Raw genomic sequence first — 15576 nt, 5'->3', positions numbered from 1 at the left:
GCCTGATTGAATAGGACGGTGCGCGCTGATGTGCGCGCCGTCCTTCCTGCCGAACGGCAAAGGGAACGATCATGGACCAGAAGAATCCGCTTGCTGCGACTTATGACGTGGAAGCCATCCGCCGGGATTTTCCGATCCTGTCGCGTGAGGTGCACGGCAAGCCGCTCGTCTATCTCGACAATGGCGCTTCGGCGCAGAAGCCGCAAAGCGTCATCGACGCAGTGACGCATGCTTATGCGCACGAATATGCGAATGTGCATCGCGGTCTGCATTTTCTGTCGAATGCCGCAACCGATGCCTATGAAAAATCGCGCGAAACCGTGCGACGTTTTCTGAATGCAGGCTCGGTCGATGAAATCGTCTTCACCAAGAACGCCACCGAAGCGATCAATACGGTCGCCTATGGCTATGGCATGCCGCATATCGGCGAGGGCGATGAGATTCTGGTCTCGATCATGGAGCATCATTCCAATATCGTACCATGGCATTTCATTCGTGAACGTCAGGGCGCGAAGCTGGTTTTCGCTCCGGTGGACGATGAAGGCATCTTCCACATCGAGGAATTCGAGAAGCGCCTGACGGACCGCACCAAGCTGGTCGCCATCACGCATATGTCGAATGCGCTGGGCACCGTGACGCCGATCAAGAAGATCGTTGAGCTTGCTCACGCGCGGGGCATTCCGGTGCTGGTCGATGGCAGTCAGGGCGCGGTGCATCTGCCGGTCGACGTGCAGGATCTGGGTTGTGACTGGTATGTCTTCACCGGCCACAAGGTCTATGGTCCGTCCGGCATCGGCGTTCTTTACGGACGCGCGGAGATGCTGGAAAAGATGCGTCCTTTCCAGGGCGGTGGCGAAATGATCGAGGAAGTCACGGAAGAATACGTGACCTATAATCATCCGCCGCACCGTTTCGAAGCTGGCACGCCGCCCATCGTTCAGGCAATTGGCCTTGGTGCCGCGCTCGAATATATGGAAAAGATTGGCCGTCACGCCATTCTCGCCCATGAGGAAGATTTGCGCGATTACGCGCATGAACAATTGGGCAAGATCAATTCGCTCCGCATTTTCGGCCACGCGCCGGACAAGGGAGCTATCATCTCGTTTGCGCTGGAAGGCATCCATGCGCATGATGTGTCAATGGTGATCGACAGGGCCGGGGTCGCTGTGCGTGCGGGCACGCATTGCGCACAACCCCTCTTGAAACGCTTTGGCGTTACCTCTACATGCCGTGCATCCTTTGCCATGTACAATACCCGCGCTGAAGTGGATGCATTGGCGGAAGCCTTGGAAAAGGCGAGGAAGTTTTTCGGATGACCGAGATGGAACAAAAAATCCAGGATCAGGCTGAAACCAAGCCTGCCGATGAGGCCGCGAAACCCGAGGGCAGCGCCGTGTTCTCGGCCTCCGCCATTCCGCAGGATGAACTCCTGCGCTTGACGGATGACATCATCGCGGCTTTGAAAACCGTCTATGACCCGGAGATCCCGGCGGATATCTACGAGCTCGGTCTCGTCTACAAGATCGATATCGAAGACGACCGCACCGTGAAGATCGAGATGACCCTGACGGCTCCCGGCTGCCCGGTGGCTGGCGAAATGCCCGGCTGGGTGGAAAACGCCGTCGGTGCTGTCGAAGGCGTTTCTATGGTCGAAGTTTCAATGACTTTCGACCCGCCATGGACCGCTGACCGCATGTCCGAAGAAGCGCAGGTCGCTGTCGGCTGGTACTGATTGTCGGTCCAAATCTTGAAATACAAACAGCCCCGTCATGCGGGGCTGTTTTTGTTTGTCCATCGGTCCGCCTTTCTTGAACCTAGAGCGTGACCTCGTTCGATCTGATCGAAAGCGTTCTAATGCCCGGTCGTCTTCGCATAATGCAGGGATTGCTTACCCCGGCAGCCACGGAGAACACCCACAAGGCCGCCAAGCGCTGTCGCCGATGCGAGTACCGCAGGTGCGCCTTTCAACGGGATCGATAGAACCGCTACAAGTAACTTCCAGCTGCGACTTGCCAGCAGTGAAGGCAGCTTGCCGACCGCGCGCGACGGGTTCTCCTTGTAGGACGTAATAAACTCCGTCGTATTGTGATCGCGATTACGGCGGAAGTGATAGCCGAGCGTCAGACGGCTGAGGGGCACAGTCTCGTAAACGATCGCATCCGGTGCCCAACCGGTCCGAGCGCCGAGCGCTTTGGCTTTTGCATACAAGTGCCAGTCTTCGCCTCCCGTCAGGCCTAGATAGGAATCGAAACGCAGCTCCGTCTCACGAAAGAAATCAAGCCTGCCCATCCAGCTTCCCGTGGCAACCTTGATGCCGCCAGCCATGCCATTTTTCCATCTTCTGCGGGATTTGCGCTCGGAGCGACTGGCGAGCTGATCAAGTCCAGACCAGACGAATTTTTGCCAGATGCTCAATTCGCCGTCGATTGGCATCGGGCGTACCGGCGAGCCGACGATATCCAGGTTCTCGCGCTGCTGCTCAGCAAAGAGCTCAATTAGCCAGTTCGGCTCGGGGATTTCGTCGTCATCGACGAAGACCAGAAAATCATGCCCGTTTTCGACGGCGTGGTTCAGCGCGCAATTGCGCGAGTGTGAAATGCCGATCCTTGGCTCAAGCTCGTATTGCACGATATGGGACGGCATTCGCGCAGCAAAATCCGCCACCGGTTCATCCAGTGATTTGCAGCTATCGTTCTCGACGATCAGAAAATGAAGCGTCACCTGTTCCGGCACGACGACACGTTCCAACGACTTGAGAAGAGCGCTCAGCATCGCCGGGCGGTTTCTGGTTGCCACTGAAATCAGTATCGAATGTCGCTGCATGAGACGTCTCGTTATTGGATAATGCGGTCTTCTATATCGGAATGAGAATCAATTGCACTGCAAGTATTAGGGTACACATTAATAATGTTACAAATTAATAATTTAACACATAATGACTTGATTTTGCAGTATAGAACGAAGCACGCAAGGCCGTACATCAACCCAGTCGCAGTAGCTTTTGCTTGTGATAATGGCGGAAATTGGAGCGGGTAGCGGGAATCGAACCCGCGCGTTCAGCTTGGGAAGCTGACAGGCTACCATTACATCATACCCGCAATCTGCAAGATAATTCACTATCTTGAAGCCGTTTTTGGCAAGACCAGATTGGAGAGTTGGCACTCTGGCGCACAAGCTATGGTCTCTTTTCAAGCCCGTCAATCTGTAAGATTGCGGCGGCAGGGGAGTCCTGCGGAAAAGTCGCTGAGCGGTCGCGATCACACCTCGTTACCGTCTTCAACTCTGCTGGCAGAGTGTCAGAATTAGCGTCTGCGCATATTGATATCCGCAAATCCGTCGCCATCTGCTGAAAAGCCTTTCACGCCCTGTCGCGTAAAGCGGGGACAGAAACGAAACTGAATTGACGGATACCATATGACGAAGACAACCAGGCGCCGCGCATTGCTGATTGTAAACCCCAATGCCCGCAATGGGACGGGGTTCGGCGGCGCAATGAAGACGGAGCTTGAGCGCGGCGGATTGGAGTTGTTCGAGCATCAGCCCCGAGAAGGCGAAACGATTTCCGACGTCATCTTGCGTGAGCGGGACCATGATCTGGTCGTCATCGGCGGCGGTGACGGATCTCTCAACGCGGCTGCAAAAGGGCTAATGGAAACCGGGATGCCACTTGCCATCCTGCCGCTTGGCACAGCCAATGATTTCGCCCGCACAGTCGGCATTCCAGCCGACCCGATAGAGGCGGCCCGCCAGATGGTGGCTTATGAAACCCATTCCATCGATCTTGGCGAGGTGAACGGTCACCTCTATTTCAACGTCGCGAGCATCGGTTTTAGTGCTGAACTTGCGCAGCAGCTGAGTGCGGATGCGAAAAAGAAATGGGGCAAGCTCGGTTATGGCATCGTTGCCGCACGCATTTTGATGCGGTCAGAGCTGTTTACGGCGTATCTCGAACATGACGGCATGACTGAAAAGATCAAAACCCTGCAGGTGTCCGTCGGCAACGGCAAGTTTTATGGCGGCGGTATGGCTGTCGAAAAAGACGCCGCCATCGATGACGGCAAGTTGGATTTTTACAGTCTGGAGGTTGATCATTGGTGGCACTTGCTGCGTCTTTTGCCAAGCCTGCGGCGTGGTACGCAGTCGAAATGGCATGATGTGCGCGCTTTTCCAACGACGGAAGTGATTGTCCGTACCAAGAAGCCGCGCGCGGTCAATACCGATGGCGAGCTTTCGACCTGGACACCGGCGCATTTCAAACTGCATCGACAGGCGGTCAACGCGCTTATTCCTGGTTCATCGGCGCGTAGTCGCTGAAATTCAAACAAAAAAAGGGCCCGCAGCAATGAAGCGCGGGCCTAATCATGACGTTAGGTGACTGGCTCAGAGGTCAAGAGAGCCACTTCTACAACGGATTAGTCCTGGGAATGTTCCGTCTTTAGAAGAAAAAATACCAGATAATCAGCACGAGAATAAATGGTACGCCCAAAAGCCACAGAATGAGTGCTCGAAACATGATGTTCTCCTTGTTGTGCGTTTTTCAACTCTGTTGGGGGCAGGTTGGTTCCACAATTCAGGGAGGCGAAGGGCTGCTCCGTTAATCATCTTGTGCGTGTAGCGACTCAAATTGCGGCTTTTCTAAAAGTTTTAATGATCCGTCAATAAATCGGTGACATCACTGGATTTATGTAAAGTGCAGCCAGCGTTCTGGGCTGCGTGTTGAGTAACGGGCGTGTGGCGTATGAGTTCGAAGCGTGGGCTGAAAAATTCGGTCAGCGAGAAGGCGGCGATGCTGCGTGATAAGCGCGGCTCAGTTGCCATGATGACTTTTATGGCTTTGGCCGTTGCGCTGGCCGGTTGCGCCACGCCTCCGCAGGGCAAGTCTAAGCCGAAGCGCTCCAAGGAATATTTCGCCGAGTCCAAATACGGCGTGAAAGCGAGCCCGCGTGTTGCCTATGGCACGGGTAAACCGCTGCCGCGCGGCGGCGGGCGCGATCAGACCGGTCAACCTTACAAGGTTAAGGGTCGCTGGTATTATCCCAAGGAAGACAAAAATTACACGGCTGTCGGTCGTGCGTCCTGGTATGGCGAGGCTTTTCATGGCCGTTTGACCGCCAATGGCGAAGTTTACGATATGGCGCATCTGACCGCAGCGCATCCGACCATGCCGCTGCCGAGCTATGCCCGCGTGACCAATATGGATACCGGCAGTTCTGTGATTGTACGCGTCAATGATCGCGGCCCTTACGAATATGACCGGGTGATCGATCTATCACAGAAAGCGGCGGAAATGTTGGATTACCAGCATCACGGCACCGCCAATGTGAAGGTGGAATATGTCGGGCGTGCGCCGCTGGAAGGCAATGACGATGCCTATCTGCTGGCATCCTATCGACCTGCTGGTGGCGATATGATCGGCCAGCCGGCAACAGGCGTGATGATGGCCATGAACGGCCCGACGCCAACATCACCGAAATCCCGCATTCCGTTGCCCCCCATGGCGCCGCAGAGCGCGCCTATGCCGGGCTCCCCACCGGTTCCCCAGGAATCGCCGTTCTCGGTCAATCCAGCCTATGGCGATGCCTCCGGCCCGGCACCGATATTGCCGCCAAATGTGCCGACGCCGTCGCGCAAGCCGAATTCCAGCTTTGGTGTGGCCAATGCTGGCCACATCAACGGACTGGCGGGCTATGCATCTGACCGGATCGCAGCGAGCGCGTATACGGAAGAACGCACTTATGGCAGCATCCTGACGCCGAGCGCTATTTCCAACGCATGGAAGCGCCGCAACGCGGAAGAGCACGGCGAATATGTCGAGCTCGGCCTGTTCGACACGCTTGAAGCGGTTGAAAAGATGCAGCGTGCGCTTCCGAAAACCGCTAAAATCAGCCGCACAAAGGTGCCGACCGAAAAGGGCGAGTTCTACGAGCTGACGGCTGTTGCGGAAAAGGGCGGTAACGATGCCCTGCTGCGTGCCGCCTGGAAGGCTGGAGCTAAGAACGCGTTTGTCGTGCGAATGGATTAATCGATCGCATGATGCGGTTTGAAGGATTGATTTTGGTCGAATTCGTTGCGTAAGCTTGCAACCTGGCTGTCGTAACGGGATTTCCATGGGGCTACATTCAAGAATTGCTGGGGCTTTAACAGCAGGAACGGTGGGAATCGCTACCGTTCTGTTGCCTTTGGCGGCTATTGCCGCGCCAGTCGAGACCGCGCTTATGACCAAGGCGCCGCAAGCCCTGCTGATCGATGACCGCAGCGGCACAGTGCTTCTTTCTAAAGGTGCAGAAACACCAATCCCGCCTGCATCACTTGCCAAGCTGATGACGGCGGAAGTGGTGTTTGAAGCGCTGGAAAAGGGCCAGACGACACTCGAAACGCCCTATACGGTCAGTGAAAACGCCTGGCGCACCGGCGGCGCGCCATCCGGCACATCGACCATGTTTGCCCGCATCAAGTCGTCACCGACGGTCGCGGACCTTCTTCAAGGGCTGATTGTTCAGTCGGCTAACGATGGCGCGATCATTCTGGCCGAAGGACTGGCTGGAAGCGAGCAAAGCTTCGCAGAGCGGATGAACCAGCGCGCCAGGGAGCTTGGTCTTTCCAATTCGGTATTTGTGAATTCGACCGGGTTGCCAGCAAACGGCCAGTCGGTCACGCTGGATGATCTGGCCAAACTTGCGCGTCATATTCATTCGGCCCACCCGGATTTCTACAAATATTACGCCCAGGAAGCCTTTACCTGGAACAACATCACGCAGCGCAACCGCAATCCGCTTTTGCGGCTGGACGTTGGTGCGGATGGCATGGGCACCGGTTATACGGAAGCATCTGGCTATGCGCTTGTCGCATCGGCTGAGCAGAATGGACGGCGTCTTTTCCTTGCATTGAGCGGTCTTGCGAGCGTGAAAGAACGGGAAGAGGAAGCCAGAAAGCTCATCCAGTGGGGTATGACGTCGTTTGACGATATGCGTCTTTATTCGGCAAACGAAATTGTGGGAGAAGCGCAAGTCTTCGGCGGCACGCAGGCCAGTGTTTCGCTGAAAGTCAAAGACGATGTCGAATTGCTGCTGCCGAAAGAGGGGCGGGAAAAGCTGAAAGCGCGGTTCATTTATCGAGGACCGCTGCGAGCGCCGGTTGAAGCTGACAGCAAGATCGGACTTCTGGAATTCGACCTCAACGGCAATATGGTTCAGCAAGTGCCGTTGTTTGCTGCGCAATCCGTCGAGGAGGGCAGTCTTGCGCAAAGGGCCTGGAGCAGCGCGGTGGAGCTTTCGACCGGCTGGTTGCGGAAATATCTTTAGACAGTTTTGGGATATGCTCAAAATTCTCGACCTCACCGCCAAAGACCGGTATGACCTTGAATCAAGCTCTTGTAGCTATTGAATCTTTTCAGAACGTAATGCGGAAGCCAGAGTGTCAGGATTATTCATCACATTCGAAGGCGGCGAAGGTGCAGGCAAGTCGACGCAGATCGCCTTGCTGGCCAAATATTTGCGCGCCAACGGATTTGATCCCGTCATTACGCGCGAACCCGGCGGTTCGCCGGGCGCTGAGGCTGTGCGGCACGTGATCCTGAGCGGCAATGCCGAAAGCTATGGCCCGGCCATGGAGGCGATGTTGTTTGCGGCTGCCCGCGCCGATCATGTCGATCAACTGATCCGCCCGGCGCTTGCCGAGGGGCGTGTGGTCCTGTGTGATCGCTTCATCGATTCCAGCCGTGCCTATCAGGGCGTGACCGGCAATCTCAATGCGACCTATATGGCGGCGATTGAACGTATTGCAATCGACGGTGCCGTTCCCGACATGACAATCATTCTCGATATTCCGGCTGAAAAGGGGCTTTCCCGTGCCGGAAAGCGACGCGGTAACGAGACTGCGGATCGTTTTGAGAAGGAAGATATCGCCGTGCATGAGGCGCGCCGTCAGGCATTTCTGGCCATCGCCGAAGCAGAGCCTGAGCGCTGCAAGGTTGTTGCGGCAGATCGACCGCAGGAAGAAATCGCCGAGGATATCGGCGCACTGGCCAGTGAACTCCTGAAAAAGAAGGGGCTGTTGTGATCGACGAACTCGACGTCCCCAAGGCGCATGATTCCATTGAAGGCATTCCGGAGCCCTCCGCGAGCGATTATTTGACTGGCCATGGAGAGGTCACGCGCTTTCTAGCGCAGGCCTATCGCGAGGGCCGGATGCACCATGCGCTGCTGCTTGAGGGCGAGCAGGGCATCGGCAAGGCGACGCTCGCTTTCCATCTGGCAGGGCATATGCTCAGCCATGGCGATCAGGCCAATGCACCGGAAGATATCGGCACGCCGGATTTCGCGAGGCCTCTGTGGCGGCAGATCGCGGGCGGTATGCACCCGGCGGTGTTGCATATCAATCGTCCGTTCGATCAGAAGACCGGCAAATTCCGCACAGGCATCACGGTGGAGGAAATCCGCCGGGTCACGCATTTTCTGACACGCACCGCCTCCGACCATGCATGGCGTATCGTCATCGTCGATCCTGCCGATGACATGAACCGCAATGCGGCCAATGCGCTGTTGAAAACGCTGGAAGAACCGCCAGCGCGGGCGCTGTTCGTTCTCGTGTCACATTCATCCGGTCGCCTTTTGCCGACTATTCGCTCGCGGTGTCAGAGCATTCAGCTGCGTCCGCTGGACGAGGCGGCAATGAAGGATGCGCTGTCCCATGTGGGAGCGCATATCGGACTGGATGCGGCAAGCGTCACGCCAACGCTGTTGGAACGCGCCGAAGGCAGCGTGCGCAAGGCGCTTCTGCTTCTGGCGCATGGCGGCATCGAGATTTCCGAAACCGTTGATGGAATACTGGAAAGGCCAGCTTTCGATCTGCCCAAGGCGCAGGCGCTGGCTGGCGTTCTCACCGGTCGCGAGGCGGAAATACAGTATCAGCTCTTCCGCGACCATCTGATGGAGCGCATCGCCGCTGAAGCGCGCAGGCGCGCCGAAGCCGGGCAATTGCGCGAGGCTGATCAGTGGTCGCGATTCTGGAGCGATCTTGGCCGCGAGATCGTCGATGCCGAAACCTATAATCTTGATCGCAAGCAGGCTGTTGTGATTTTGCTGGAGAAGACGCATCGCGCCTTTCACGCTGGCGCGGGATCATAGGCTGAGATCAGCCCGACTTGCTGCACTGCGGCGTGACATGACCGCTCACATGGTTTATGTCACAGCCGACGATTTTCTCTTGTGTGTGTCTGGTGATCGTTCCCGCAAACGGTCAGGCGCGCTTTCAAACATCGAAAGACCGGGTCCATAATGAGCCGCGAAAAATACTATATCACCACCGCGATTGCTTACCCTAACGGCAAGCCGCATATCGGTCACGCCTATGAACTGATCGCAACTGACGCGATGGCGCGTTTTCAGCGCCTGAACGGCAAGGATGTGCATTTCCTGACCGGTACGGACGAGCATGGTATCAAGATGCTGCAAAGCGCGCGCAAGGAAGGCATCACGCCCCGCGAGCTTGCAGACCGCAATACCGAAGCTTTCCGTCGCATGGCCGAGGTTCTGAACAGCTCGAACGACGATTATATCCGCACCTCCGAAGAGCGTCACTACAAGGCCAGCCAGGCCATATGGCAGGCAATGGCCGCTAATGGCGACATCTACAAGGGTGGTTATGCGGGCTGGTATTCGGTTCGCGACGAAGCCTATTATGGCGAGGAAGAAACCGAAGTCCGTGCGGATAATGTTCGCTACGGTCCACAAGGAACGCCTGTCGAGTGGGTTGAGGAGGAAAGCTACTTCTTCCGTCTCTCGCAGTATCAGGACAAGCTGCTCGATCTTTACGAAAAGAATCCGGGCTTCATCATGCCCACCGAACGCCGCAATGAAATCGTGAGCTTTGTGAAGTCCGGTCTGAAGGACCTGTCGATTTCGCGCACCACTTTCGATTGGGGCATTCCGGTCCCGGGCGACGAAAAGCACGTCATGTATGTCTGGGTCGATGCGCTGACCAATTACATCACCGCGCTCGGCTATCCAGATACGACGAGCGACAAGTGGGCTTATTGGCCAGCCGATGCGCATATCATCGGCAAGGACATTTCGCGCTTCCACGCCGTTTACTGGCCCGCGTTCCTGATGTCGGCGGGTATTCCGCTGCCAAAGCGTGTGTTTGCGCACGGCTTCCTGTTCAACCGCGGCGAGAAAATGTCGAAGTCGCTCGGCAACGTCATCGATCCGTTCGGTCTGGTGGAACGTTACGGTCTGGACCAGCTGCGCTACTTTCTGATGCGCGAAGTGCCGTTCGGGCAGGACGGCAGCTACAGCCATGACGCCATCGTCAACCGCACCAATGCCGATCTCGCCAACGATCTTGGCAATCTGGCGCAGCGTTCGCTGTCGATGATCGCCAAGAATTGCGAAGGCAAGGTTCCGCAGCCGGGTGAATTCTCGGATGCGGACAAGGCCATTCTGGATCAGGCCGATGCGGCGCTGGAAACCGCGCGTAAAGCCATGGACGATCAGGCGCTGCATCTGGCGCTCGGCGCGATCTTTGCCGTTGTCGCGGAAGCGAACCGTTATTTCGCGGGGCAGGAGCCTTGGGCGCTGCGCAAGACCGATCCGGCGCGCATGGGCACTGTGCTCTATGTGACGGCTGAAGTCATTCGCCGTGTCGGCATCATGGTGCAGCCTTTCATCCCGCAGTCGGCGGAAAAGCTGCTCGACATTCTGGCGGTCCCAGCCGACAAGCGTCAGTTCACCGACGTGGCGGCAAGCCAGCTCGTCGGCGGTGCCGATCTGCCAGCCCCGCAGCCGGTTTTCCCGCGCTATGTGGAAACAGAAGAGCAGAACTGAGTTCGATGATGCTTGTCGATAGCCATTGTCACCTCGACTTTGCCGATTTCGAGCCCGAGCGCGATGCTGTTGTGCAGCGCGCGCTCGACGCCGGGATCAAGCGCATGGTGACGATCTCCACGCGGGTCCGCAAATTCAATACGATCCGCGCCATCGCGGAAACCTATGAGTCCGTCTATTGCTCGGTCGGTACCCATCCGAACAACGCGCATGAAGAACTGGACATTACGGCTGACGATCTTGTGCGCCTTTCGGAACATCCGAAAGTTGTCGCCATAGGCGAGGCGGGTCTCGATTATCACTACGACTATGCGCCGCCGGAAGCGCAGCGTCAGGGCTTTCTCGTTCACATCGAAGCCGCGCGCCGCACGCAGTTGCCGCTTGTCATCCATGCGCGCAGTGCAGACGACGATATGGCCGAAATTCTGGAACAGGAAACCGCAAAGGGCGCTTTCCCTTTCATTCTCCATTGTTTCTCGTCCGGTCGCGCACTGGCGGAAAAGGGCATTGAACTGGACGGCTATATTTCCTTTTCCGGCATTCTGACTTTCAAGAACTCGCCGGAAATCCGCGAAATCGCAACCATTGTTCCGCGTGACCGCCTGCTGGTGGAAACGGACGCGCCGTTCCTTGCTCCGTTGCCGCATCGCGGCAAGCGCAACGAACCGTCTTTCGTGCAGCACACCGCCGCCATGCTGGCCGAGACGATTGGCGTGAGCAATGACGAAATCGCCCGTATCACGAGCGACAATGTGTTCAGGCTGTTCTCCAAGATGCCCCGGCCTTCAGAGGAAGTTTGAGCGTGACGTCTCCCCGAAATTGCCTGCGATTCACAATTCTGGGCTGCGGTTCGTCGCCCGGCGTTCCGCGCGTCAATGGCGATTGGGGGAAATGCGATCCGCAAAATCCGAAGAACCGGCGCACCCGCACCTCCTTGCTGGTGGAGCGTTTCAATGAGAGCGGCAACCACACCACGGTGGTGATCGATACGGGGCCGGATTTCCGCACGCAGATGATCAATGCCAGCGTGCATGCGCTCGATGCGGCGGTCTATACCCATCCTCATGCCGACCACATTCACGGCATCGACGATCTGCGCACCTATGTGGTGGATAATCGGCGGCTGATGGATGTCTATGCCAACCGCTTCACGCGTAACCGGCTGTACGACGCTTTCGGCTATTGTTTCGAGACACCGGCTGGCTCAAGCTATCCGCCGATCCTGAGCATGCATGATATTGCAGCCGAAACACCCTTCACCATCGACGGTGCAGGCGGCGAAATCCGGTTCGAACCATTCCGGCAGATCCACGGCGACATCGAGTCGCTCGGCTTCCGCATTGGCAATGTTGTCTATTGCACCGATGTCAGCGCGTTCCCGGATGAGAGCCTGCGCCATATCCGGCATGCCGATGTGCTGATCGTTGGTGCCTTGCAATATCGCCCGCATCCGAGCCATTTCTCGCTGGAACAGGCGCTGGAATGGATCGAGCTGTTTGCGCCCAGGCGGGCAATCCTCACGCATATGCATGTCCCGCTCGACTACGAGACCGTGCTGCGTGAAACGCCTGATAATGTCGAGCCCGGATATGACGGGCTCCGGTTTGAAATCCCGCTCTAAATAAAATGCCCGGCATCTCTGCCGGGCTTTTTTTGTTTGCTGTCATCAGCGATCAGGCGCGAGCCGGGAAGGGCATCACATTGCTACCTTCTGCGGGCTTGGACTGCTTGTCTTCAAGAGCCAGACCACCGGCGCGGAGCAGGTCGGAAAAGCGACCGCCACGGGCTGCAAGTTCATCGAAGCTGCCGCGTTCGACCAGATGCCCCTTGTCCATGAACAGAACCTGATCCGCCGACCGGACCGTCGAAAGACGGTGCGCGATGATGAAGGTGGTGCGGTTCTGGCTCAGATCGTCCACAGCCTGCTTCACCTTTTCTTCGGTCTCGACGTCGAGCGCGCTCGTCGCTTCGTCGAGTACGAGGATCGGCGAATCCTTCAGGATGGCGCGTGCAATCGCCAGACGCTGGCGTTCGCCGCCCGAAAGCTGCGAACCGCGTTCGCCGACAACCGTGTCATAGCCATTGGCCTTGGCGAGAACGAAGTCGTGGGCTGCGGCAGCCTTGGCTGCGGCATGAACATCTTCATGCGTGGCGTCTTCACGACCGACGCGGATATTCTCCTCGACGGTACGGTTGAAGAGACCGGCATCCTGAAACACGGTGGCAATCGCATGGCGCAGCGAGCGGCGGCTGACAGTGCGCGTATCCACACCGTCGATCAACACACGACCAGCAGCCGGGTCGAACACACGCTGGAGAATATTGATCAGCGTGGTCTTGCCTGCGCCGGTCGGGCCGACGATGGCGACAGTCTGGCCAGGCTTCACCTCAAAGGACACGTCATAGACGCCCTGACCCGAATTCGGGAATTCGAAGGTGACATTGTCGAAAACGATGTCGCCCTTGACGTTTTCCAGATCGGCCACGTCCTGCGGTTCCTGCCGGTCGGCGGTCGCGTCTTCCATCTCGAAGAATTCTTCGAGCTTGGCGCGTGCCGTCACAGTCTGGTTGATGAAGGCGCTGATCTGGTCAAGACGACCGATCATCAGCTGTGCGAAGCCGATAAAGGCAATCACGTCGCCAACACGCATCTGGCCTTTGGTCACGAAATAAGCGCCGAGAACCAGCACCACCACCATGGAGAAGGTCGAAGCCATGCGGTTCAGACCGCTGGCGAGCGCCCACCAGTTGAGAACGGGAAACTGCGCCTTTTCCAGATTGCGCGCATAATCGCGCAGCGCCTGCGTTTCAGAGGCAATGCGATTATAGCTCTGCACGACCGAAACATTGCTGATCGTATCGCTGACATGCTCGAAGAGCTTGTGGTGATGCTTTTCGACGGCCATCTGGCCGTCCTTGGTCTTGCGCATGACCAGCTGGCCGATCATGACATAGATGACGCCGAGCACGATCAGGACGAGCGACATGCGCATGTCCATGTTCATGGCAACCGGAATAAGTGTCGCCAGAGCCACAACCGTGGTCAGGTGCTGACGCATGAATTCGAGCCAGAGCGTGAAGAGCGAGTCGGTCGCGCGGATCAGCGTGTGCAGGGCATTGGATGTGCCGCGCTTCTGATGCCAGGCAAGCGGCATGGTGATCAGGCGCTCATAAGAGTCAATCATCACGCCGAGACGGCGGCGATGGGCAAGCCGATCCGCACCGCGCGCAACGAAAACGGCTGCGATAATGTTGAAAACGCCGAGTGCCGCCCACATCGACAGCGGGGAGATGATGTCACCCTTATCGGAAATGGCCTGAATGACCTGACCGAACAGGACCGGTTCGGCCAGTGTAACAAGGGCAACGAGGACACTCGCGACACACATCGATATCGTTGCGGCTTTCTCGACCGCAAGATATTGCATGGCTCGCCAGTATATTTTGAGCAATGACACTTTCGCACTCCCGCTCGTTCTATTTACGGGGCTAAATGGTATGAGCCCACTGTTCTATCAATATCTAATGTCGGGAAGAAGTGGCTATTGGGTGTCAGAACCAACCATAAATTAAAAACGCATGTAATCGAGTGTGAAGATCAGGCTGTTTTTTGCTAAATATCGGGTAAAAGCGGCCTGAAAGGCTTCAAATCGCAGTTTTCTGGAATAGCACTAGCAATCGGGGAAACTCACGTCTATTGACAGGATTAACGAGTTGGCGCGCATGGTCGCGCCCCAAAAAGATATTGATCGGGTTTCTCCATGGCAGGCGTTGAACAGAAGATTGTGGATACGAGCGAGGCGGGCATGCGTCTCGACCGCTGGTTCAAGGTTCACTTTCCTGGGCTGGGCTTTGGCCATCTGCAAAAATTGCTGCGTTCGGGTCAGGTTCGCGTGGATGGTGGTCGCGCCAAGGCCGATACGCGTCTTCAGGCGAACCAGATGGTTCGGATTCCACCGCTTGGCGTCGACGAGAAAACGACAGGTCCGGTCACGGCGCGCACCATCCGCAGCCAGCAGGACGGCGACGTTCTCTCTCAAATGCTGATTTATGAAGACCCGAAAGTGTTCGTCTTCAACAAGCCAGCGGGGCTGGCCGTGCAGGGCGGTTCGGGATTGACGCGTCATATTGACGGCATGCTGGAAGCCTGGCGCAATAAGAAGGGCGAGAAGCCCCGTCTTGTGCACCGTATCGACCGCGATACGTCCGGTGTTCTGGTTGTCGCCCGCACGCGTGGCGCTGCGCAGGCTTTGACTGCCGCATTTCGCGAGCGGGACACGAAGAAGACCTACTGGGCGTTGGTGAAGGGCGTCCCGCGCAAGCGCGAAGACAAGATTTCGACCTGGCTGGTCAAGGAACAGACGCCGGATGGCGACAAGATGCGCGTTTGCCAGCATGGTGAGCCGGATTCCGATCACGCGGTTTCCTATTACCGCATCATTGAAAAGGCGGGCAACAATCTGACCTGGCTGGAAATGGAGCCTTATACGGGCCGCACGCACCAGCTACGCGTCCACGCCGCCTATATCGGCCATCCGATCATTGGCGATCCGAAATATTTCGAAGCCGACCAGAACTGGGAGTTCCCCGGCGGCATCCAGAAGCGCCTGCATCTTCATGCGCGTCGCATCCGCATCCCCAATCCATCGGGCGGCGTGATCGACGTGACTGCGCCGTTGCCGCCGCATATGGTGCAATCTTGGAACCTGCTCGGGTTCGATGAGGATAGTGCGGAAGACTGACAACATAAAGA

13 protein-coding genes and 1 tRNA gene are annotated in these 15576 nt (G+C 57.0%); 11 read left to right on the top strand and 3 right to left on the bottom strand.

The features are described from left to right. The first annotated feature begins 71 nt into the window (after positions 1-71). Together JAU75_RS02525 and JAU75_RS02520 are read left to right on the top strand one after the other, a co-directional pair. A complete protein-coding gene (locus tag JAU75_RS02525) occupies positions 72-1316 on the top strand; it encodes a cysteine desulfurase (RefSeq protein ID WP_199054313.1) in 1245 nt (414 codons plus the stop codon). Further along, positions 1313-1732: an SUF system Fe-S cluster assembly protein gene (locus tag JAU75_RS02520; protein WP_199054311.1), complete on the top strand. Its 420-nt coding sequence runs from the start codon at positions 1313-1315 to the stop codon at positions 1730-1732. Before JAU75_RS02525 ends, JAU75_RS02520 begins: the two co-directional genes overlap by 4 nt. 119 nt (positions 1733-1851) lie before the next feature. Here the strand turns inward: JAU75_RS02520 and JAU75_RS02515 are convergent, their stop codons facing one another. Then, complete coding sequence (locus JAU75_RS02515; RefSeq protein ID WP_199054309.1) at positions 1852-2823, bottom strand: glycosyltransferase family 2 protein; 972 nt, start codon at positions 2821-2823, stop codon at positions 1852-1854. A gap of 201 nt (positions 2824-3024) precedes the next feature. Beyond that, positions 3025-3098, bottom strand: a tRNA-Gly gene (locus JAU75_RS02510). 316 nt (positions 3099-3414) lie between these two features. Here JAU75_RS02510 and JAU75_RS02505 point away from each other — a divergent pair. The 8 genes from JAU75_RS02505 to JAU75_RS02470 all read left to right on the top strand — a co-directional run bounded on the left by JAU75_RS02505 (position 3415) and on the right by JAU75_RS02470 (position 12444). Further along, on the top strand, positions 3415-4314 hold the full coding sequence (locus tag JAU75_RS02505; RefSeq protein ID WP_199054307.1) for a lipid kinase: 900 nt from the start codon (positions 3415-3417) through the stop codon (positions 4312-4314). Positions 4315-4738: 424 nt separating this feature from the next. Beyond that, positions 4739-6022: a septal ring lytic transglycosylase RlpA family protein gene (locus tag JAU75_RS02500; protein ID WP_199054305.1), complete on the top strand. Its 1284-nt coding sequence runs from the start codon at positions 4739-4741 to the stop codon at positions 6020-6022. An 85-nt stretch (positions 6023-6107) separates the two neighbouring features. After that, the gene (locus JAU75_RS02495) at positions 6108-7301 is read left to right on the top strand and encodes a D-alanyl-D-alanine carboxypeptidase family protein (protein ID WP_199054303.1); all 1194 of its coding nucleotides are present in this window, start codon (positions 6108-6110) and stop codon (positions 7299-7301) included. A gap of 112 nt (positions 7302-7413) precedes the next feature. Beyond that, on the top strand, positions 7414-8058 hold the full coding sequence (gene tmk / locus JAU75_RS02490) for a dTMP kinase (protein WP_199054302.1): 645 nt from the start codon (positions 7414-7416) through the stop codon (positions 8056-8058). Beyond that, entirely contained in the window at positions 8055-9125 is a 1071-nt protein-coding gene (locus tag JAU75_RS02485; RefSeq protein ID WP_199054301.1) for a DNA polymerase III subunit delta', read from the top strand. Before tmk ends, JAU75_RS02485 begins: the two co-directional genes overlap by 4 nt. 150 nt (positions 9126-9275) lie before the next feature. After that, positions 9276-10823, top strand: coding sequence for a methionine--tRNA ligase (metG, locus tag JAU75_RS02480; RefSeq protein WP_199054298.1), 1548 nt, complete (start codon positions 9276-9278; stop codon positions 10821-10823). Positions 10824-10831: 8 nt separating this feature from the next. Further along, complete coding sequence (locus tag JAU75_RS02475) at positions 10832-11623, top strand: TatD family hydrolase (protein WP_199054900.1); 792 nt, start codon at positions 10832-10834, stop codon at positions 11621-11623. Positions 11624-11625: 2 nt separating this feature from the next. Next, a complete protein-coding gene (locus tag JAU75_RS02470) occupies positions 11626-12444 on the top strand; it encodes an MBL fold metallo-hydrolase (RefSeq protein WP_199054296.1) in 819 nt (272 codons plus the stop codon). Between the two features lie 52 nt (positions 12445-12496). Here the strand turns inward: JAU75_RS02470 and JAU75_RS02465 are convergent, their stop codons facing one another. Then, a complete protein-coding gene (locus tag JAU75_RS02465; RefSeq protein ID WP_199054295.1) occupies positions 12497-14281 on the bottom strand; it encodes a glucan ABC transporter ATP-binding protein/ permease in 1785 nt (594 codons plus the stop codon). A 303-nt stretch (positions 14282-14584) separates the two neighbouring features. Between JAU75_RS02465 and JAU75_RS02460 the strand changes: the two genes are divergently transcribed. Then, entirely contained in the window at positions 14585-15565 is a 981-nt protein-coding gene (locus tag JAU75_RS02460) for an RluA family pseudouridine synthase (protein ID WP_199054289.1), read from the top strand. Positions 15566-15576: the final 11 nt, after the last annotated feature.

The organism is Ochrobactrum sp. Q0168 (assembly GCF_016427605.1).
GTDB lineage: Bacteria > Pseudomonadota > Alphaproteobacteria > Rhizobiales > Rhizobiaceae > Brucella.
The sequence above is the reverse complement of the archived record's forward strand: the minus strand, read 5'-3'. Positions and strand labels throughout refer to the sequence as shown.

What these genes read in the sequence shown, in the direction of transcription:
- JAU75_RS02525 (WP_199054313.1), top strand. Translation starts at nt 72, where the DNA reads ATGGACCAGAAGAATCCGCTTGCTGCGACTTATGACGTGGAAGCCATC.
- JAU75_RS02520 (WP_199054311.1), top strand. Translation starts at nt 1,313, where the DNA reads ATGACCGAGATGGAACAAAAAATCCAGGATCAGGCTGAAACCAAGCCT.
- JAU75_RS02515 (WP_199054309.1), bottom strand. Translation starts at nt 2,823, where the DNA reads ATGCAGCGACATTCGATACTGATTTCAGTGGCAACCAGAAACCGCCCG.
- JAU75_RS02505 (WP_199054307.1), top strand. Translation starts at nt 3,415, where the DNA reads ATGACGAAGACAACCAGGCGCCGCGCATTGCTGATTGTAAACCCCAAT.
- JAU75_RS02500 (WP_199054305.1), top strand. Translation starts at nt 4,739, where the DNA reads ATGAGTTCGAAGCGTGGGCTGAAAAATTCGGTCAGCGAGAAGGCGGCG.
- JAU75_RS02495 (WP_199054303.1), top strand. Translation starts at nt 6,108, where the DNA reads ATGGGGCTACATTCAAGAATTGCTGGGGCTTTAACAGCAGGAACGGTG.
- metG (WP_199054298.1), top strand. Translation starts at nt 9,276, where the DNA reads ATGAGCCGCGAAAAATACTATATCACCACCGCGATTGCTTACCCTAAC.
- JAU75_RS02475 (WP_199054900.1), top strand. Translation starts at nt 10,832, where the DNA reads ATGCTTGTCGATAGCCATTGTCACCTCGACTTTGCCGATTTCGAGCCC.
- JAU75_RS02460 (WP_199054289.1), top strand. Translation starts at nt 14,585, where the DNA reads ATGGCAGGCGTTGAACAGAAGATTGTGGATACGAGCGAGGCGGGCATG.